Origin of the sequence: Bacteroides luhongzhouii, from assembly GCF_009193295.2 — a bacterium.
GTDB lineage: Bacteria > Bacteroidota > Bacteroidia > Bacteroidales > Bacteroidaceae > Bacteroides > Bacteroides luhongzhouii.
The window spans coordinates 871692-891806 of the sequence record NZ_CP059973.1 but is presented as its reverse complement, the minus strand read 5'-3'; the positions used below and the strand labels follow the sequence as shown (position 1 = coordinate 891806).

At 39.7% G+C, this 20115-nt stretch carries 12 protein-coding genes; 8 read left to right on the top strand and 4 right to left on the bottom strand.

The features are described from left to right. The first annotated feature begins 17 nt into the window (after positions 1-17). From GD631_RS03445 to GD631_RS03410, 8 genes are all read left to right on the top strand, one after another. Positions 18-1163, top strand: a complete 1146-nt coding sequence (locus tag GD631_RS03445; protein WP_143259299.1) for a SusE domain-containing protein — start codon at positions 18-20, stop codon at positions 1161-1163. 24 nt (positions 1164-1187) lie between these two features. Further along, positions 1188-1700, top strand: a complete 513-nt coding sequence (locus GD631_RS03440; protein ID WP_143259298.1) for a hypothetical protein — start codon at positions 1188-1190, stop codon at positions 1698-1700. 31 nt (positions 1701-1731) lie between these two features. Beyond that, positions 1732-2796: a family 43 glycosylhydrolase gene (locus GD631_RS03435; protein WP_143259297.1), complete on the top strand. Its 1065-nt coding sequence runs from the start codon at positions 1732-1734 to the stop codon at positions 2794-2796. An 85-nt stretch (positions 2797-2881) separates the two neighbouring features. Continuing rightward, positions 2882-5428 (top strand): glycoside hydrolase family 31 protein, encoded by a 2547-nt coding sequence (locus GD631_RS03430; protein WP_143259296.1) that lies wholly within the window; start codon positions 2882-2884, stop codon positions 5426-5428. Between the two features lie 428 nt (positions 5429-5856). Next, positions 5857-7287, top strand: a complete 1431-nt coding sequence (locus GD631_RS03425) for an IPT/TIG domain-containing protein (protein WP_143259295.1) — start codon at positions 5857-5859, stop codon at positions 7285-7287. 29 nt (positions 7288-7316) lie between these two features. Then, positions 7317-10373: a SusC/RagA family TonB-linked outer membrane protein gene (locus GD631_RS03420; protein ID WP_143259294.1), complete on the top strand. Its 3057-nt coding sequence runs from the start codon at positions 7317-7319 to the stop codon at positions 10371-10373. 8 nt (positions 10374-10381) lie between these two features. After that, positions 10382-12394: a RagB/SusD family nutrient uptake outer membrane protein gene (locus tag GD631_RS03415; RefSeq protein WP_004317131.1), complete on the top strand. Its 2013-nt coding sequence runs from the start codon at positions 10382-10384 to the stop codon at positions 12392-12394. Positions 12395-12413: 19 nt separating this feature from the next. Beyond that, positions 12414-13400 carry a DUF4973 domain-containing protein gene (locus GD631_RS03410; protein ID WP_143259293.1) on the top strand — a complete coding sequence of 329 codons (987 nt, stop codon included), beginning with the start codon at positions 12414-12416 and terminating at the stop codon, positions 13398-13400. A 512-nt stretch (positions 13401-13912) separates the two neighbouring features. Here the strand turns inward: GD631_RS03410 and GD631_RS03405 are convergent. The 4 genes from GD631_RS03405 to GD631_RS03390 all read right to left on the bottom strand — a co-directional run bounded on the left by GD631_RS03405 (position 13913) and on the right by GD631_RS03390 (position 19992). Next, on the bottom strand, positions 13913-15466 hold the full coding sequence (locus tag GD631_RS03405; RefSeq protein ID WP_143259292.1) for a sensor histidine kinase: 1554 nt from the start codon (positions 15464-15466) through the stop codon (positions 13913-13915). A gap of 96 nt (positions 15467-15562) precedes the next feature. Then, the gene (locus tag GD631_RS03400) at positions 15563-17101 is read right to left on the bottom strand and encodes a YifB family Mg chelatase-like AAA ATPase (protein ID WP_143259291.1); all 1539 of its coding nucleotides are present in this window, start codon (positions 17099-17101) and stop codon (positions 15563-15565) included. Positions 17102-17114: 13 nt separating this feature from the next. Beyond that, positions 17115-18185, bottom strand: a complete 1071-nt coding sequence (locus GD631_RS03395; RefSeq protein WP_143259290.1) for a TlpA disulfide reductase family protein — start codon at positions 18183-18185, stop codon at positions 17115-17117. 112 nt (positions 18186-18297) lie between these two features. Beyond that, positions 18298-19992, bottom strand: coding sequence for a tetratricopeptide repeat protein (locus GD631_RS03390; protein ID WP_185911566.1), 1695 nt, complete (start codon positions 19990-19992; stop codon positions 18298-18300). Between the last annotated feature and the right edge of the window lie 123 nt (positions 19993-20115).

Here is a 20115-nt window from a genome sequence, read left to right as displayed (position 1 = left end):
AAATGAAAAGCATAATTATGAATAAGATAATGAAACTAATATGCTTGCTCTTTCTTATGTCGATAGCAGCGAGCTGTAATAAAGATCCGGAGTATTACGCGCTTGAAACTCCTGTAGATCAGATGCTTTTGAAGGCTTCTTCTTCTGAAATTACTTTGGAGAAAGAGAAGGAGAATGAAGTTGCTGTTATATTTGCATGGGATGCTGCGGCTCAACGTGGGGGAGCTGATGCTACTATCACCTATTTTTTCAGAATGTATATGGCAGATTTACATTCTAATGTGACAGATTTGTATGAGATTGAATCGGAGGAACGTTCCATTAGTTTTACGCATAAGGAGTTGAATGATATACTGGCTTTCTGGAGTATACTTCCTGGAGATAAGGTGACTATTGAAGCAGAGGTTATAGGACAGGTCAATTCATCTGTAGAATACTTGAAACCGGAGTTGTCGAAGACACAATTGGATGTGATCGGATATGATAAGAATGCTACTGCGATATATATGGTGATGGTGGATGATGCTGGAGAGAAAACTGTTCGCCGAATGACCGAGAAGGTTGTGGGTTCAGGAGTATATCAGTCGACAGCAGAATTGAAGCCATGTGAGTACTTCTTTGCACTTAGTCCGGATTCTGATTATCCATGCTACATGAAAGCTGAGAATGGAGATAATTCTTTGCAATATGTGGCAGAAGCAGGGAATGGTGAGATGTTTGAAAATACAAAGAACGGTACCTATACAATAGTTGTGGACTTAAATCTTTTGGATGTGAATATCGTTAGTATTTACCCTTTACCGCAAGATGGGATTTGGATTGTTGGCGATGCCAGTACAATCGGATGGGATTGGGGTAAAATGAAAAAGGAAGGTGCATTTGTGAATAATGATCCACGCCATCCAGAACGTTGGACGTATACAGGTAACTTTTATGGCGGTAAAGAGTTTAAGTTGGCGTTGGAGCCGAATGGAGCAGATTTTGCAGGAAAATTCTTTTTTGCTCCTTCACAAGGAGCAAATCCGGCCGCAGACAATGAACTCGGAGAAGCAAGGTATCAGGATAATGGCGGTGACTTGAAATGGATTGTTGCTGATGATGGTAAATACATTTTGACAGTAGACCTTAATGAGATGAAGATATATTTGGAGTCGACTGAATAATCTCCATAAGAAGTAAATTAAAATATGAAAATCATGAAAAAACTGTTTATAATACTATATCTGCTTACTAATATATTTGTATTGGGAGCATGTGGAGATGTGGAAAGTGAGGGTGACCCACAACCACGTGTACCGAGAGTAGAAGTGGAATCTGATGATTATTATGTACAGATTACACAGGAGAATATGGATGGGGTTGCTTTTGTCTACCGTTGGCTGGATATAGAAACAGCATCGAAGTATGTTATGACTTTAGGACTGCAGGTAGATGGGGAAACAACTGGAACAATGGGTGTGGAAGATAAAAGCATACTTACTTATAACGGAGTACGCGAACAGCTTTTTACCAATCAACAGATAATAGAATATATGAAAGCTTTTGGAGTGGACGAAAAAGAAGCTCAGTTTAGCATTACATTGGAAGCGTTTCAGTCGGATGGTATGCCAATTACTTCAGAAACGGACAAAGAATCAAAGACTTCATTAATCCATATTGTATTGGGGCCTGGTGTTGAATTGAATTTGAGTATGGAATAGATTAGTAAAATTAATAAAAAACAGAGAACTTATGTTATACTTACAACATACAATTACGCTTGGAATACTCTCCCTGCTTACATGGGGGTGTGGTAACAACGATAAACAGAAAGGTGAAGCAGAACAAGCTCCATTGGTAGACAAAGTGTGGTATTCAAATCCGGTCATCGACTCCGATAATCCGGATCCGACAGTGATAAAAGCGGAAGACGGATGTTTCTATTTGTATGCTACCGGAGGAAATACATGGATACACAAATCCAAAGACTTGGTTCACTGGACTTATGTGGGCGGCGCTTACGAGGATGATAAAAAACCGTCATGGGAACCGGAAGCAGGTATTTGGGCACCGGATATCAATTATATCAATGGAAAATATGTGATGTATTACTCCTTGTCCAAGTGGGGAGGTGGAGCAACTTGTGGTATTGGTGTTTCTGTTTCGGACAAGCCGGAAGGACCGTTTACTGATCAAGGCAAATTATTCCGTAGCAATGAGATCGATGTTCATAATAGTATCGACCCTTTCTATATTGAAGATAATGGTAAAAAATATCTTTTCTGGGGAAGCTGGTATGGTATTTGGGGTGTTGAATTGACTGAAGACGGTCTTGGATTGAAAGGAGGTATTGAAAATGCAAAAGCGACAAAAATACAGGTTGCTGCCAATACTGGAGGTACCAATGCTTATGAAGGATCATATATTTTGAAAAGAGGTAAATACTATTATTTGTTCTGCTCTACAGGCACTTGCTGTGACGGTGCAAATAGTACATACCAAACAGTTGTATGTCGTGCCACCGAGCTTTTTGGTCCTTATTTGAATAAATCAGGTGACAACATGAATGATAATAAACATGAGGTACTGATACACAGAAATGATGCGTTCCTGGGGACAGGGCACAATGCTGAAATAGTGCAGGATGATGAAGGTAAAGATTGGATTATCTATCATGCTTACCGGACTGCCGATCCATCTTTAGGTCGTGTAGTATTGCTTGATAGAGTTTATTGGGATGACGATGATTGGCCGTATCTCGTAGGGGACGGACCGGTTGTGAAGGCGGAAGCTCCGACTTTCAAGAAGAGTAAGTAGTTGACATAGGGTGGTTGTAGCTATGATAACTGCAACGACCCTATTTTATTCTCGAATTATAAATTTATTGCTTTTAAATGTTATCATGAAAAGAGGATTATTGCTTTTACTCTGTGTCATGCAGAGTTTTATATTTGTATTGCATGCGCAAAACACACAGCGAAATATTGCTTATACAGATGACAATGTAAGATTTACAGTCATTTCTGATGGAGCAATCCGTTTAGAATATGCACCAGATGGGAAATTCGTGGACGATAGATCTCACATCGTTGTGAATCGTAACTATCCCCAGGTAGATTACAAGCTAAAAACAAGAGGGGGATGGGTTGAAATAACGACTTCCAAAATGAAGATGCGTTATAAGAAAAACAGTGGACAGTTTACAGATAAGAACTTGGTTATCACTGCCTCTAAAAAAATATTACCTTTTACCTGGAAACCCGGTATGCAACAGAAGGGCAACCTGAAAGGAACCTATCGTACATTGGATGGTATGGATGGTGATACACAGACACAAACATGGGTGGCTGATACAAAGAAAGGTGATAAACTGAAATTGGAAGATGGCCTGTTGGCTACGGACGGTTGGACTTTGATTGATGATTCTCAGGGACTTTTGTTTGATGATAATAAAGATTGGGATTGGGTGAAAGAGCGTCCGGCTAATGGCGGACAGGATTGGTATTTCATGGCATATGGACATGACTATAAAGCTGCCTTGAAAGATTATACCCTCTTTGCGGGAAAAGTACCATTACCTCCCCGGTATGCATTTGGTTATTGGTGGTCACGCTATTGGTTATATTCTGACAGGGAGTTCCGTAATCTGATTGATAATTTCCATACTTATCAGATTCCTTTGGATGTATTGGTGGTAGATATGGACTGGCATTATACAGAGCAAGGAAAAGGTGGTTGGACCGGTTGGACATGGAACCGTGATTTATTCCCGAATCCAAAGGAGTTTTTGGGATACTTGAAACAGAATGATGTGAAAATCACCCTTAACTTACATCCGGCGGATGGAGTAGCTTCTTATGAAGAAAAATATCCTGGATTAGCAAAAGATATGGGAGTCGATCCTCAGTCCAAACAGACTATTCCATGGATAAATTCAGATAAGAAGTTTATTAAAAATATGTTTAAGAATGTATTGACGCCAATGGAAAAAGATGGTGTTGATTTTTGGTGGCTGGACTGGCAGCAAGGGATATATGATCCGAAGGTGAAGAATTTGAGCAACACTTGGTGGATTAATTATGCTTTCTTTAGTAATATGGAAAAGAACAGGGACACACGTCCGATGTTATATCACCGTTGGGGAGGTTTGGGTAATCATCGCTATCAAGTAGGTTTCTCCGGTGATGCTGTTGTTTCATGGAAATCATTAGATTTTCAGCCTTACTTCAACTCGACAGCTTCCAATGTATTATATGGTTATTGGAGTCATGATCTGGGAGGACATATCGGTGAAAGTATAGATCCGGAAATGTACACTCGTTGGTTGCAATTCGGAGCCTTAAGCCCGATTATGCGTACACATTCTCAAAAAAGTGCCGGTTTGAATAAAGAACCATGGGTATTCAACAAAGAATATTGTGATGTTCTTCGTAAGACAATCCAGCAACGTTATGAGATGGCACCTTATATTTATACAATGGCTCGTAAAGGTTATGATGAAGGATTATCACTTTGTCGTCCGATGTATTATGATTATCCGGATAATAAGGAAGCATATGAGTTCCGTAATGAATATATGTTTGGAGATGATATTCTGGTTGCTCCTGCCACAGCTCCTGCAAAAGATGGTTATGTACAAGTGCGTGTGTGGCTGCCCGAAGGTGAATGGTATGAGTTGCATACAGGCACCTTACTGAAAGGAGGACAAATAGTAGAACGTCCTTTTGCTATTGATGAATATCCGATTTATGTAAAAGCGGGAGCGGTATTACCGATGTATACAAGAAAGGTGATGAACCTGAACGGTAATGATGAGGAGGTTGTTGTTACCGTATTCCCTGGTGGAAATGGAATTTCGTCCTTTAATTTCTATGAAGATAATGGAAACGATAAGAACTATGCTTCGGAATATGCTGTGACTAAATTAACATCCTCCAGCCAAGGGCAGGAACGAACGATTGTTATCGGTAAACGTGATGGCCAATATAAAGATATGCCTGAATCTCGTTCATTCAGAGTGAAAGTGCTCTTATCACTTGTTCCTCAGTCTGTCACTGTAAATGGTCAACCTGCCAAATATGAATATTTGGGTGAAGAGTTTGCTCTTTCGGTTGATTTGCCTGTTTTGTCGTGTGATCAGGAAAAGGTTATTAAAATAGTTTATCCTACGGAAACAGCTGATATGAACGGCTTGTTGGGAGTATCTAGACGAATTGCTAAATCTATGGAGCAGTTAAAATACCGTGATTCATATATTTGCTTCAAGGAAGAATTTGGTAAAATGGGAAGTCTGAGTGAAGCGGTAATCTATGCACCGGAGAAGATCTCTTCTTTAGTTTCCGATTTTTGGAAAAGTTATACTGACCTCCCGGAGGTTTTGAAGCGTCAAGGTTTGAATGACGAAAATAAAGCTTGGTTTTTGCAATCTATTTGCTGGAGCAAGCAATAGTATGAGAAATGTAATAGTGGGGTGATAAAAGCATCCCACTATTTTTTTTATAAGTAATGAAGGGCAAGCCAGATACTGTAGTTGATATTTTCTGATGTTGCTCCGTTTTAGAAAATGTTTGTATTTTTATGATCATTTATATAACTATGCTATATGTAACATCACTTTCGGGGGGGGAGATATAGGCTGGATGATAATAGAGAAAAGCACACAACATAATAAAATAGTAAAAGTGCTCCAAAACATACTTGGATAGTCGTTTTATAGGTTTTTGACCTGTTTTTGTCATTTATTGAACCGTTATTTTTATTCTATTAATAGGATAGCGTTTTATTTTGCATTTCGTTAATAGTGCGCATTGGAATAATGCATAGTTATTTTTTTTCTTTTGATTTTTATATTTATTGTTTAACGAATAATTAAATACAATGAAAAACCTTTTTAAAACACAAAAAGGAGGGAAACAGGTTAGGTTTGTATTGTTTTCCTTGATTTGCCTGGGTGGATTGGGTAGTTGCATGGACAAAAATGTGGAAGTAAATCTTCCGTCTTATGTAGCTTCTGATCCTAATGTTGAAGTTGTTTTTACTGACTATTCTCCCTTGGAAGGTGCTGTGCGCACGAACATGTTTATCAATGGTAGTAATTTTGGGACTGATCCTTCACTGATACGAGTGGTTGTCGGTGGTAAGGAAGCGAAAGTTGTTAGCTCTTCCGGTACACAGATTTATTGTATTGTTCCTTCCCGTGCGGATGGAGGGGCTGTGCAGGTGGATATCTTGAATAAGGATAAAAGCTTGAATGCCACCTATACATTTGACCAAAAGTTCTCTTATCAGTATAATGTAGTTGTTGGCACGTTGTGCGGTGTAGTAGATAGTGAAGGTAATACTTCTATTACGGATGGTAATTTTGATAAAGCAGGAACTCAAACTCCTCTTGCCATGTACTATGACGAATCATCAGGCGAACGTTGCATTTATTTTTTCGAGAATGAACATAGTTTACGTAAAATCTATCTAGATAAAGATTCTATAGCTACTGTGATTACCAATGGTGCTGCTGGCTGGAGTAGTGCTCCGAGTGGACTTGGCTGGAGTGTGGACAGGGATACTATGTTTGTGAACTGTCCGCAGGGGAATGTAGAACGTGCAGGAGCTTATTACCTACTTCGTAAAGAAAATTTTAAAAATTCTTATCCGGCTTTAAATGGAGATGATTTCAATACATTATTCACACATCCTATAGATGGTACTATTTTTTTGTGTCGTGGTCGTGATGCTACGCTTCATAAGGCGGTTTGGAATGAGAAGACACAAATGTGGGATCCGAAGCAGATTGCCAAGATGGGACCAAGCGGCTGGTTCCAGTGTGTTACTTTTCATCCAAGTGGAAATTTTGCCTATTTAATAGCACGTGACAAGCAATGTGTGATGAAAGCAGAATATAATTGGGCTGGTAAATATCTGGAAACTCCTATTACTTTTGCTGGAGAGTTCGGATCATATGGTTACAAGGACGCATCCCAGAATTCTGCCCGTTTTGATAATCCAATGCAGGGGTGCTTTGTGTTGAACGAAGAATATGTGGCAGAGCAACGTGCGGATGTATATGATTTTTATCTTACTGATGCTGCCAATCATTGTATTCGTAAGATCACTCCAGATGGTATTGTTACAACGTTTGCCGGTCGTGGAAGTTATTCGACAGATCAGATTGTATCAGGATATATTGATGGTGATCCTCGTGAAACAGCACGTTTCAACTATCCTTTAGGACTTTGTTATGAAGAGTCTACAGGTACTTTCTATGTTGGTGACAACGGTAATCACCGTGTTCGTACCATTGCATTACAGTAAATTGATGATTAACTCACAATTCTTATTTTATGAGGAAATTTTTATTTATGATATTATTACTGACAACAGGTTGCGTCATTGATATGTATGCCCAGAGTCAGACGATAGAGGTAACCGGTATGGTCAGAGATGCCGAAAAGATACCTTTGGCTGGAGTCAATATTTCGGTAAAGAATGTTGCGGGTTTGGGAGTTATCACTAATATTGATGGTGAGTATAAGATCAAAATAGCTCCTTACAGTACGCTGATCTTTTCTTATATAGGATTTGAAACCCAAGAAGTCCTGATAAAGGATAATATGAGTAAGGTTGATGTCACATTACGCGAATCTTCTGCGAGTGTGATCGATGAAGTGGTTATCACTGGTACAGGTGCTCAAAAGAAGATAACAATGACAGGTGCAGTTTCTACGGTAGATGTGGATGTGTTGAAGTCATCTCCTACTTCAAGTCTGGTAAATGCATTGGCAGGAAATGTTCCTGGTGTGTTAGCAAGACAGACTTCCGGTAGACCGGGAGCCAATATGTCGGAATTCTGGATTCGTGGTATTTCTACTTTTGGGGCAGGCTCCGGAGCATTGGTTTTGGTAGATGGATTCGAACGTAGTCTGAATGAAGTCAATGTGGAAGATATTGAGTCGTTCTCCGTATTGAAGGATGCTTCGGCTACAGCAATTTATGGTAGTCGTGGTGCAAATGGCGTAGTGTTGATTACTACTAAGAGAGGTAAGGCTGGTAAAATTAATATCAATGCGAAAGTGGAAACTTCTTATAATACACGTACTATGACTCCTGACTTTGTAGATGGTTATACTTACGCTACCATGCTGAACGAGTCACGTACAACCCGTTCTCAACAGCCGATGTATTCTCAAGATGAGTTGAGACTGATTCAGACAGGACTGGATCCAGATTTGTATCCGAATGTAGACTGGATGGATGTATTGTTAAGAGACGGTGCAATGACTTATCGTGCTAATCTTGATATAAGTGGCGGTGGCTCTGTGGCACGCTACTTTGTGTCAGCAAGCTATGTTAGCGAGGGAGGTATGTATAAGACAGACGGCAAGTTGAAAGATTATAATACAAATGCCAATTATCAGCGTTGGAACTATCGTATGAATGTAGATTTTGACGTTACAAAGACCACCATGGTGACGGTAGGTGTTTCAGGCTGGCTTTCTACTCAGAATGATCCGGGACTTGGTTCTGATGCATTGTGGAAGTCTGTAATGGGACAGACACCTATTAATATGCCGGTAATTTTTTCGAACGGAAGAATTCCGGCCGCTGGAACAAGTGAACGTACTAATCCATGGGTAATTGCTACACAAACCGGTTATTATGAGGAGTGGCAGAACGTAATTCAAACGAATGCAACTTTGGATCAGAAATTGGATTTTATAACGAAAGGTTTGAAGTTTACCGGACGTTTTGGATTTGATACTTATAACAATAACTATCGTAATCATAAGCAGTGGCCTGAACAATGGCAAGCCGAACGTCAGCGAGATTCTAACGGGGAAATCGTTTTCAAAAAAGTGGCAGAGAAACAGCTGATGTTTCATGAGTCTTCTGCTTCAGGTAACCGTAGGCAGTTTTTGGAGGCTATTCTGCAATATGATCGTCGATTCGGCGATCATTCGGTGGGCGGTACGTTGAAATATACTCAGGATGAATATGTCAACACACAAAGTACAGTCGGCTATGATTGGCTACCTAATAGACACATGGGACTTGCTGGTCGTGTTACCTATGGATGGAAATATCGCTATATGGTTGATTTCAACTTTGGTTACAATGGTTCAGAAAATTTTGCCCCAGGTAACCAGTTTGGTTTCTTTCCTGCATACTCAGTAGCATGGAATATTGCGGAAGAACCTATTATTAAGAAGAATCTGAAATGGATGAATATGTTTAAGCTTCGTTATTCTTATGGTAAGGTAGGTAGTGACAATATTGGAACTCGTTTCCCTTATCTGGAGCTTTTTGAAAGTAGAAATCCTTATAATTGGGGAGATTACAATACTCCTAATGTGGATAATGGACAGATTTATAAGCAGATATCTTCTTCTGGTGTGACATGGGAGATTGCTACTAAGCATGATATAGGTGTTGACTTCTCGTTATGGGATGACAGGTTTACTGGTACTGTAGATTACTTTCATGAAACACGTGATGGAATCTTTATGCAGCGTCAAAGTTTACCAGGAACTTTAGGTCTGAGTTATCTTACACCTAGTGCGAATGTAGGTAAGGTACGTTCTACCGGTTTTGATGGAAATGTGGCTTTCAAACAGAATATAGGCAATGTCAGTCTGACTGTACGCGGTAATTTCACTTATAGTAATAATAAGATTCTGGCTGCTGACGAGGCAAATAGCGCATATCCTTATATACGTGATACAGGGTATCGTGTCAATCAAGCGAAAGGTCTGATAGCTCTTGGCTTATTTAAGGATTATGATGATATACGTAACAGTCCTCAACAAACAGAATGGGGAACAGTAATGCCTGGTGATATTAAATATAAAGATGTGAACAGTGATGGCGTGATTAATGATAGTGATAGGGTACCTATTGGTTCTACAACCCGTCCGAATTTGATTTACGGCTTTGGTATGTCTGCTACATGGAAAGGGTTCGATGTGAATCTACATTTCCAAGGTGCTGGTAAATCCTCTTTCTTTATTGATGGTTTTGGAGTCAGACCATTTAGTGGTGGTGACTGGGGTAACATTCTTACGGATGTAGTAGGAAACTACTGGAGTCTTGGCACGAATGAGAATCCTGATGCCAAATATCCTCGTTTGACTTGGCAGAATAACAGTAACAATAACCGTGAATCGACATATTGGTTGCGTGATGGTTCATATCTGCGCCTGAAAACGGTAGAGGTGGGTTATACACTTCCAAAGAACATCAGCCGTGCAATCTTGATGAATAATGTACGCATCTTCTTTATCGGGACAAATCTGTTAACATTCTCTAAATTCAAATTATGGGATCCTGAAATGGGGAGCTCTAACGGACAGCAGTATCCATTGTCTAAAATGCTCACTTTAGGTTTAACTGTTAATATATAATACGAAATATGAAAAAGAAACATATATTGTTTTCCACCATTATCAGTATGGGAATGATGGTTTCCTCTTGTTCAGATTATTTGAGCGTGGAGGGGAAATTGGGAGAAAATACCCAGAGTTTGGAAAATATATTCGAAAATAAAGAATGGTCGGAACAATGGTTGGCGACTGCATACGCTTGGCTGACATGGAGTAACATTGATATTGGTTCGAAAGATAACTGTATCACTAACTTTTCTGACGATATGTGTTATAGCGACCGTAATCTTGAATATCGTGTATTCAAATATTGTGAATATGATGAGAATTGGAAACAAGACTCTTGGGCACAAGCTTATGATGGTATTCGTCATGCCTCGATTTTTATTCAGAATATTGACCGAAATAAAGAAATGACTCCGGATGAAATTGTTGATTATAAAGCACAGGCCCGTTTTGTACGCGCTTATTTCTACTGGAAGTTGTTGCAAAAGTACGGTCCTATACCAATTATACCTAATGATGGTGTGATGGACTATAATGCTGCTTATGAGGATCTTTATATCCCACGTAGCACGTATGACGATTGTGTCAACTACATTGCAGAGGAAATGAAGCTTGCAGCGAAAGACCTACCATTGAAACGTGATACACGTAATATGGCACGTCCTACTCGTGGAGCAGCTTTGGCAACTCGCGCAAAAGCATTGCTTTATGCTGCCAGCCCTCTTAATAATCCGCGTCCAACCGATACTGAACGTTTCACGGATTTGGTGGATGATGAAGGACGCTATCTGATGGCTCAAGAATACAATGAAGAAAAGTGGGCAAAGGCGGCAGCAGCTGCTCGTGATGTGGTAGAACTTGGTCGTAAGGGTGTGTATGAGCTACATACGGTTTCAGCTCACTCTACTGGTACAATTGATAATCCGGCAACGATTGCTCCTCCTACGCATGCGGTATATTCTCATGCGGATTTTCCTGCAGGATGGCGGAATATTGACCCGTTACAGTCCTACGAGACACTTTTTAATGGAGTGATTTTTCCTTCGGAAAACAAAGAGATGATTTTTACAACCGGACAGAACAACGGAGATATCAATACGATGATTCAACATCAGATGCCAATTGCATTCGGAGGTTATAATTGTCATGCTATGACAGGTAAGCAATGCGATGCCTACCAGATGAATACCGGAAAACCTTTTGATAAGACGAAAGACTGGACGGGTGATGAAAATTATGTGAGTGCCGAGGAAGCAGCTAGTGGTGATTGGGCGCCATTGGTGGAAGGTGTAAACAAACAATATGGACATCGTGAACCACGTTTTTATGCTACGGTAGCATACAATGGTTGCTTATGGAATGGTACTAATGCTGTACAGTCGTATGACCGGAATCTAATCATATGGTATTATCGTGGTGAAGAGAGTGGCTGGAGTAATTCAGGTGATCGTTGGTTGGCTACTGGTATTGGGATCAGGAAATTTGTTAGTTCTCGTGACAACTTTAAGACAGAGGGAGGGGTTATCTCAAAGCCTGTGATTGGTATTCGTTATGCTGATGTGTTGTTATGGTATGCAGAGGCATTAAATGAATTAGGTGCGAGTACTTATCAGATTCCTTCATGGGATGGAACTCAGTCTTATGATATTTCACGTGATAAGAATGAAATGAGTTATGCTATTTCCAGAGTTCGTATTCGTGGAGGAGTTCCTGATTTTGGATCAGATGTTTATGAGAATGCTGATGAGTTCCGCAAGCATTTGAAGCATGAGCGCCAGATAGAGTTATTTGCAGAAAACAGTCGTTACTTTGATCTGCGCCGTTGGAAGGATGCCGAATATGAGGAGTCGCAGCAGATGTATGGTTGCAATGCATATATGAGTAAAACAGAAAGAGACTTATTTCATACTCAAGTGATCAATTCGAACTTGCCGACTACTTTTAGTCGTAAAATGTATTTCTGGCCGATTTCCCATGATCAGTTGAGAAGAAACTTGCGTCTGACTCAGAACCCGGGATGGACATATTATGATTAACCTTATTAAATGGAAAAATATGAAGAATTATATCGTATATTTTATATTGTTATTAACGCTTGTTCTGACTGGTGCATGTAACAATGAATGGGTGGAAGAAGTGTATGTGCAAAATGTCGGATTGAAAGCCCCTGTCAATAGTAAGGGAGTGACTGATGTATATTTGCGTTACCAAGCCAACGGTGAAGTGACTTATCGGCTACCGGTGATTGTAGGTGGCTCTACTATGAATGAAAGAGATCTGGATGTTGCTATTGATGTGGATCCGGATACATTGATTGGTTTGAATGAAGCTCGCTGGAAACAACGTGAAGACTTGTATTTCCAATTGCTGGATAAGAAACACTATGAGTTTGCCTCTCCTACTTGTCATATCCCGGCTGGGGAATGTCAAGGTTTGTTTGATATTAAATTCAAATTTAACGGACTGGATCTTGTTGATAAATGGGTACTTCCATTGACGATTTTGGATAGTGACTCGTATGATCCGAATCCACGTAAGAATTATCGTAAAGCACTTCTTCGTGTGATGCCGTTTAATGATTATTCAGGATCTTATGGGGCCACCAATATGTTTGTATATATGATGGATAATACGAGTGCTATGGTTTCAAGTACACGTACCTTGCATGTAGTGAGTGAGAATCAATGCTTCTTCTATGCCGGAGTCATTAGTGAAGAATTGAAGGATAGAGATAAATATAAGATTGTGTTGACTTTTAACGAAAATGGGACATTGACAGCTGAACCTGCCGATCCGACTAATGCCATGAACTTCCGACTTATAGGAGATTCGCCTACTTATACGACTAGCATGTCTTTAGATGAAGTAACTCCTTATTTGGAACATCATTTCACGACGATTTATATGTCATATACGTATGATGATGTGACAACGTATGAAGATAAAGATATCGTTGTACCTTGTCGTGCTGAAGGTAGTATGTTGATGGAACGAAAAGTTAATAGCTTGATTCCTGATACAGACCAAGCTATTCAGTGGTAAAAATGGGAAATATGCCGCAAAAGTTAGATTTTATTGTCTGATATTTATTGATACAAAATATCGTGAGATGATATTCCGTAGAATAAAGCGGAAAGTCTGTTTATAAATAGAGAGAAGGCTATCTTATTATATATAAGTTAGTTTTCTCTTTGTTTTTTCAGCAAAAATTCAGTAAGTTCTTGACAAATGCTTTTTATTTCTTGATTAGTATCAGGAATGGTGTATCGGCTATAGGCAAAAAGGCTGCAAATTTCATGAAATTTGCAGCCTTTTTGTTGTAATAGATAGAGTTGAGAACTCGGAAATCCGATTACAAAGTTCTTAATAAACTCAAATACCGTTCTTAATAAATTACTCAAAAGTTTATTAAACGTGATATCTGTTTATGTGGGAAATTGTTAATATTTTTGTGTATTTTCAAATTTGCGTTTGGAATACTCTTTGCTAAAAGTAACTATAATAAACAAATTAGAAAGTAATCTAATGATACAAGTTATTCGTTTATGCAAAATTTAGACGTGAAGTTCCAGTATGAAACGGGTTCCTTTGGTATAGCCTGTATCTAGCGTCAGTCTACCATTCATTTTTGCGGCGATTAGTGAACAGATTGGTAGTCCTAGTCCATCTCCTGTAGTGAGGTCTTTCACTTCCGTGAAAGGCTTGAAGATATTTTCCTGTTGCTCTGCTGGAATACCAGTTCCCGTATCCGTCACGATAAACTGATGAGTATGTGCACCACGTTTCTTGAACTCAAGGCTGATACGTCCTTGTTCGGTGTAGAAGGCTGCATTTTTCAGTAAATAGAGAAGGATACGTTCCAGTTGTTCCTTGTTTGTCTTTACTTGAAGTTTGGGAGCGTTGACTGAAGGAGTAACATCTGTTTTAATATGCTCCTTAACCTTATCCATTACATTTTCGCAGAAAGTACCTACGTTGATTTCACCTAATTCATAGAGTTCAGTTAATGAATTCTCTAATGAAGACAGTTCCTGGATATCATCGCTGAATTTCTTTAGAGCAGCAACTTGGCTCTGCATTTGTCCCGCTTCTTGAGGAGCTTTCTGTAAAAGTTCATTCGCTGAAGTAGCCAACGTATTCAAAGTCGGCTCCATCTGTGAAGATATGTTCTGTATGAATTGGGTTTTTAATTCATTATGTTCATTGGCAATCTTCACACTTTTCTTTAATTTGCGGTTGCCAGCGATAAATTTCAGTAATATGGCGGCCAGTATTGTCAGTCCGGCTATGAGAATGACTACAAGAACACACAGACCTATAATGATGTATTGTTTGGCTGATAGCGTATCGTCTTTTTCTTGTATGGTCAGTTGGCTTTCGTCATATTTCCTTTTCAGTACATTCAGTTCGTCTTGAGCTGTCAGCGCTTTCACGGAGTCTGTCCAAACGATGTAACTTTCATAGGTGCGTTCCATTAAACGGGCATTATTGGCTTTACGGGCAATTCCGATAAGGTTCTTGTAGCAATCACTCACTTTGGCATAATCTTTCTTTTCCTTATATTGATTAATCAGTTTGCGGAAACAGGCATCGCCTTGTGTGTTTTGATTAAATGTATAGTAATAGTTGGCTTTTGTATACAGTAAAACCTCTGTTAATGAGTCATTCTTGGCAAGGTTAGCGGTCTCTTCCAATTTATCCAGCTGTGTTTTTGCCTGAGCTGGATTTTTAAGTGCTGTGTACATCTGCAACCGTTCTTTGTTCACGAGGAAGCGGAGGTCATAAAAGACTTTCTTCTGATTTTGCTCTCCGGCCCATATAAGTTGGTCCATGTCACGACAAAGTTCGAATCCTTCTTTGTAAAAGTTCTCTCTGACGTATAAAGCATTAGCCTGAACACCACATTCTATTGCCTGTGGATAGTTTTCGCGGGTTGCAAATGCTTCGTATGCTTTTTTGAATAAGTAACGCGCTTTGATGTAATCTTTTTGATTGAGACTACTTTGTGCTTGGTTTTTTAGTTCTGTGGCTCTGTCTTGGGGAGTTTGCGCATAAGTTAATATGCTCAAACAAAATATCATTAAAAGACTTGTTATTGATGTTTTCATATGATTGCATATTTATTTGTCACAAATGTAAAACAAATATATGAAAAAATATAGCGTTAGTGATGAAATAATTCTCTTCTATTATATTCATTGTTATTATCCTGCCCAGTTCTCTCTGTCGAGATTTCGATAGCTGATAGCCTCTGCCAGATGGTTGGGGAGTATTTGCTCTGTTCCTTCCAAATCAGCGATTGTACGGGCAACTTTTAAAATCCGGTCATAGGCTCGGGCAGACAAGTTGAGCCGTTCCATAGCATTTTTTAGCAATGCGAGTCCTTTTGCATCCGGTTGAGCATACATTGCAAGCAGTTTGCTGTTCATTTGTGCATTGCAATAAATTCCGGTATATTCGGTGTATCGTTTTTCCTGCATTTGACGGGCTTTTATCACTCGTAGTCTGATGATATTGCTCGATTCTCCCTGTCTTTGATCGGAAATCTTATCAAAGGGTACAGGAACGATCTCTATCTGAATGTCGATGCGATCTAATAATGGACCGGATATCTTATTCAAGTACTTTTGGACCTGTCCGGGGCTGCATACGCATGCTTTTGTCGGATGGTTGTAATATCCGCAGGGACATGGGTTCATGGATGCGATCAGCATCAGATTGGCCGGATAGCTGATAGTGCTTTTGATGCGGGAAATTGTGATTTGACGGTCTTCCAATGGTTGACGCAATACTTCCAGCACTCCTCGGTTGAATTCTGGTAATTCATCTAAAAAAAGTACCCCATTATGTGCCAGACTGATTTCTCCGGGTTGTGGAAAACTACCTCCGCCAACCATCGCCACTTGGGAAATTGTGTGGTGTGGGTCACGGAATGGACGCTGGGAAATCAATGAGGACCCGCGTTTCAATTGTCCGGCAACTGAATGGATCTTGGTGGTTTCCAAACTTTCACCCAGCGAAAGAGGAGGAAGAATGGAAGGAAGGCGTTTGGCCATCATCGATTTACCGCTCCCCGGGGCGCCTACCATTATTAAATTATGTCCTCCGGCGGCTGCAACTTCTAGTGCCCTTTTTACATTCTCTTGTCCTTTTACGTCTGCAAAATCCAAGTCACAGTTGGTCTGTTGTTGATAGAATTCTTCCCGTGTATTAACAACAGTCGGCTCTAATTCGCGTTCATTATTAAAGAATTCGACGACCTCTTTGATATTACTGACTCCGTATACTTTTAATTGATTGACAACGGCAGCTTCCCGTGCATTTTGTTGGGGGATGATTAGCCCTTCGAAACCATCTTCGCGCGCTTTGATAGCAATGGGAAGCGCACCTTTGATAGGTTGTATACTTCCGTCCAGGCTTAGTTCGCCCATTAGCAAATAGCGGGAAAACTTCTCGGAGGAGATTGTTTCGCTAGCCCCTAGTAATCCGATGGCAAGAGGTAAGTCATAAGCTGAACCCTCTTTTCGGATGTCGGCTGGTGCCATGTTGACTACTATATTGCTTGTGGGCATTTTATAACCATTCACCAGCAATGCGGAGATAATACGTTGATGGCTTTCTTTGACCGCAGAATCCGGAAGGCCGACGAGATAGAACATACAGCCGCGCGAGCTGTTGACTTCGATTGTGATGAGTGTTGCATCAATTCCTTGAACAGCCGCTCCGAATACTTTAATTAACACGTTTGATTACTGGTTATTTTTTCTTCTTATTGTCTTGTTTTTCCTTTTCCTCAGCAGCGGTGACTACTTCCTCTATTTTCTTCTTCAATTGTTCTCCTTTGAGGTTTTTCGCAAGAATCTTCCCATCTGCTGATAGAAGAATGTTGCTGGGAACTTGCTTGATGGCGTATTGTTTGGCTACTTCGGAATTTAGTCCGCCAAAATCACAGACTTGCTCCCAATTGAGCGTATCACGTTTTATAGCATCCTGCCACTCTTGTTTATCCATATCAAGGGAGATACCGAGCATAGCTATATGTTTGTTCTTCTTATATTTCTGATAGATCTCTTTTAGCTCGGTATTGCTTCGGTGATTGGAAATGCTATCTCCCCATGAAGCCCAAAAGTTGATTAACAGGTTCTTTTTCTTGAAATTTTCTGATGACCGGGTAATTTTCTCTCCTTTTATATTAGATAGACTGAAAAAGGGGGCATATTTGCCTGTTTCTGTTTTCTCTGACAGAGAGATGGCTTCGTTGAGCTGTTCAATATACAGCTTGTCTTGCAATATTCCTGTCATGACTTCAATTAATTTTTTTATTTTGTTGAAATCGGGTGAGGCTTTTTGAACAAAGTATTTATCCAATAAGTAGAGGCTGACAAAAGAAGAATGATGCTTCATGATGAATTCTTCTGCTTTTTGCTCTAAATCTTTCTCGGACGGGGTAGGCAAGCTATTTAGTTCTTTCTGAAAGGTTGTAAACTCTTCATTATATATATTGCCATTGATATCCAGATATTCCGGGTGATTGATGTCTCCTTTTATTTTGATTTGATTTCCTTTGTCAAGGAAGATTGGATATTCTGTCTGATTGTCAATAAGTAAAAAGGCAGAAGTAATGGTGTCTATTGAAGCTGTATAAGAGAATTTATCGTTCTTCGCGAAAATGGTATCTATCCGGTCGAATGATTCATCCATTCCATACAGATAAAGTGTATCTGTGCCCAGACCTTTGATCTCCCCGGTTATGTTTACCTTCTCTGAAGATTTACCACAACTGCATAGACAAATGATTATGAGGATTAAAATGCTACTCTTTTTCATTGCTTTGATTTCTTTTCTGCGAAAGTACGGTTTTTACAGATAAAAAAAAAGAATTGCCCGTCATTTATAATGACAGGCAATTCTTAATATTTAAAATAGAGTGGTAATTCTCTTATTTAACGATGTTCATGAAATCTGCATTTGTGAAGAATTTAGCAAATTCCAAGTCAGTAGCTGCTTTCTTAGCTAATGAAGAATCTTTAGCAACTGCGCTCTTTAAGCTGCTTGTTACCATAGAAGAATTGTTAGTTCTAGCACCTAAAACTGCCATCAGGTAGTCAGTGTAAGCATCAGGTCTTTCTACGTTAGCCAAAGTATTTTTAGCTTTGTTGTAGTCCTTAGCAAGGATTTGAGCCAAAGCAGCACTGTTAGTCTTAGAGTCACCGAATGAGTTTACTGCTCTTTCATATTGACCTTGAGCAATGTACAGGTTACCCATAGATTCGCCAAGTTCTTTTGTTCCGGCAGCTTTACCGAAGTATGCTTCTGCAGCAGTTTTGTCACCCTTCATCAAAGAGATCAAACCTAAGTTCATGTTAACTTCAGGAGTAGCATTAACGCTGGCAGCTTTTTTGAAGTAAGATTCCGCTTTGTCAATGTTACCAGCTTGGTAAGCTAATTTACCTAAGTTGTTGTAACCACGGTAATCGTTCGGGAACTGTTTTGTAGCTTGAGTGTAGATAGCTTCTTGTTTAGCCGGGTCACTAGTCAGTGTAGCAGCATACAGCAATTCTTCTACGTTCAGTTCAGAAGGATTAGAAGAAGCCAACTTAGTGATTTCTTCGTCAGACTTACCGATGATTTCATAGTTCAAAGTCAAACGAGAACGACGTAACTGAGGCAGGATTTCGTCAGCCAAAGTCTTGTATACAGAAGAAATATTTTTGATTTCTTGTTCTCTTTGTGCAGGATCTTGGTACATGGACAATACGCGGAGGATCAACTCTTTGTCTTGGATGTTAGATTTAGAAACCAGTTCTTGGAAACCTTCCCAGTCCTGTGCAGTATATTTAGCATCGATCGGAGCATCGATTTTTGCTTTCTTCAGGTCTTTGCTCAACATTTTAGTTGTGTTGCCTTCACGGTTTTCAGCAAGAGTAGTATTCAAGCTTACACCACCATCAGGAGAAGCGTATGCAGAAACTTCGATGTTGCTGATCTTCTTGTTAGCAGCTTCGTTAACGTTAGCTACTTCTTTATTGAATTCTTTAGCAGTCTTCAATTCGCTGGAACGAATGTTAGCTTGTTGGATCAAGAACATGATGTTGGCATCGTGTTTTTCTTTGATGATACGTTGGAAAGCGTCTTCGCCCAATGCAGGGTTAGCGTTACCTAATGTATTGTTTACTAATTCAGAAGTAGAGATTACACCATCAGCTATTTTCACAGCAGGAATAGTCACAACTTTCTTTCCGATAGTAGCTTTGAATTCCAGATACAATTCTGACTTAGCCATTTCAGGAACATAGTCAAAGGAAGTTTTCATTGTGTAGCTACCGCCCATCTTGTAAGAGATAGTCTGGTCGTTACCTTCCACTTTTTCACCTTGGAAAGTAGCTGGTTGGCCTTTAGCTTCGCCGCCATTCCATTTCAAAACCGGAGTAACTTCTACTACCGCTTTTTTGTTGAAATACTTTTCAGGAAATTTACCATTGATGGTCGCAGGAACTTTACCACCTATTGCCTCCAACACTTGCGGAGTAACAGTGAAGTAATCAGCTGACAATTCACCCATTTTTTTGCTGCAAGAAGAGAATAATGCAACAACCATTGCCATGAGTAAAGGCAAGTACAACTTCTTAGTCATTTTAGGTATAAATTAAATGTTTGTAATTGAAATATCGTCTATTTGCCAACCTCCTTCTGCTCACACAGAAAAAGTAACGCAAAGATATTAATTCTTAATATAAATATATAGTTAAGGGGCTGA

Bases quoted from the DNA above. Each gene is read 5' to 3' on its own strand.
- GD631_RS03445 (WP_143259299.1), top strand. From the start codon at position 18: ATGAATAAGATAATGAAACTAATATGCTTGCTCTTTCTTATGTCGATA.
- GD631_RS03440 (WP_143259298.1), top strand. From the start codon at position 1,188: ATGAAAATCATGAAAAAACTGTTTATAATACTATATCTGCTTACTAAT.
- GD631_RS03435 (WP_143259297.1), top strand. From the start codon at position 1,732: ATGTTATACTTACAACATACAATTACGCTTGGAATACTCTCCCTGCTT.
- GD631_RS03420 (WP_143259294.1), top strand. From the start codon at position 7,317: ATGAGGAAATTTTTATTTATGATATTATTACTGACAACAGGTTGCGTC.
- GD631_RS03395 (WP_143259290.1), bottom strand. From the start codon at position 18,185: ATGAAAAAGAGTAGCATTTTAATCCTCATAATCATTTGTCTATGCAGT.
- GD631_RS03415 (WP_004317131.1), top strand. From the start codon at position 10,382: ATGAAAAAGAAACATATATTGTTTTCCACCATTATCAGTATGGGAATG.
- GD631_RS03410 (WP_143259293.1), top strand. From the start codon at position 12,414: ATGAAGAATTATATCGTATATTTTATATTGTTATTAACGCTTGTTCTG.
- GD631_RS03405 (WP_143259292.1), bottom strand. From the start codon at position 15,466: ATGAAAACATCAATAACAAGTCTTTTAATGATATTTTGTTTGAGCATA.
- GD631_RS03425 (WP_143259295.1), top strand. From the start codon at position 5,857: ATGAAAAACCTTTTTAAAACACAAAAAGGAGGGAAACAGGTTAGGTTT.
- GD631_RS03430 (WP_143259296.1), top strand. From the start codon at position 2,882: ATGAAAAGAGGATTATTGCTTTTACTCTGTGTCATGCAGAGTTTTATA.
- GD631_RS03390 (WP_185911566.1), bottom strand. From the start codon at position 19,992: ATGACTAAGAAGTTGTACTTGCCTTTACTCATGGCAATGGTTGTTGCA.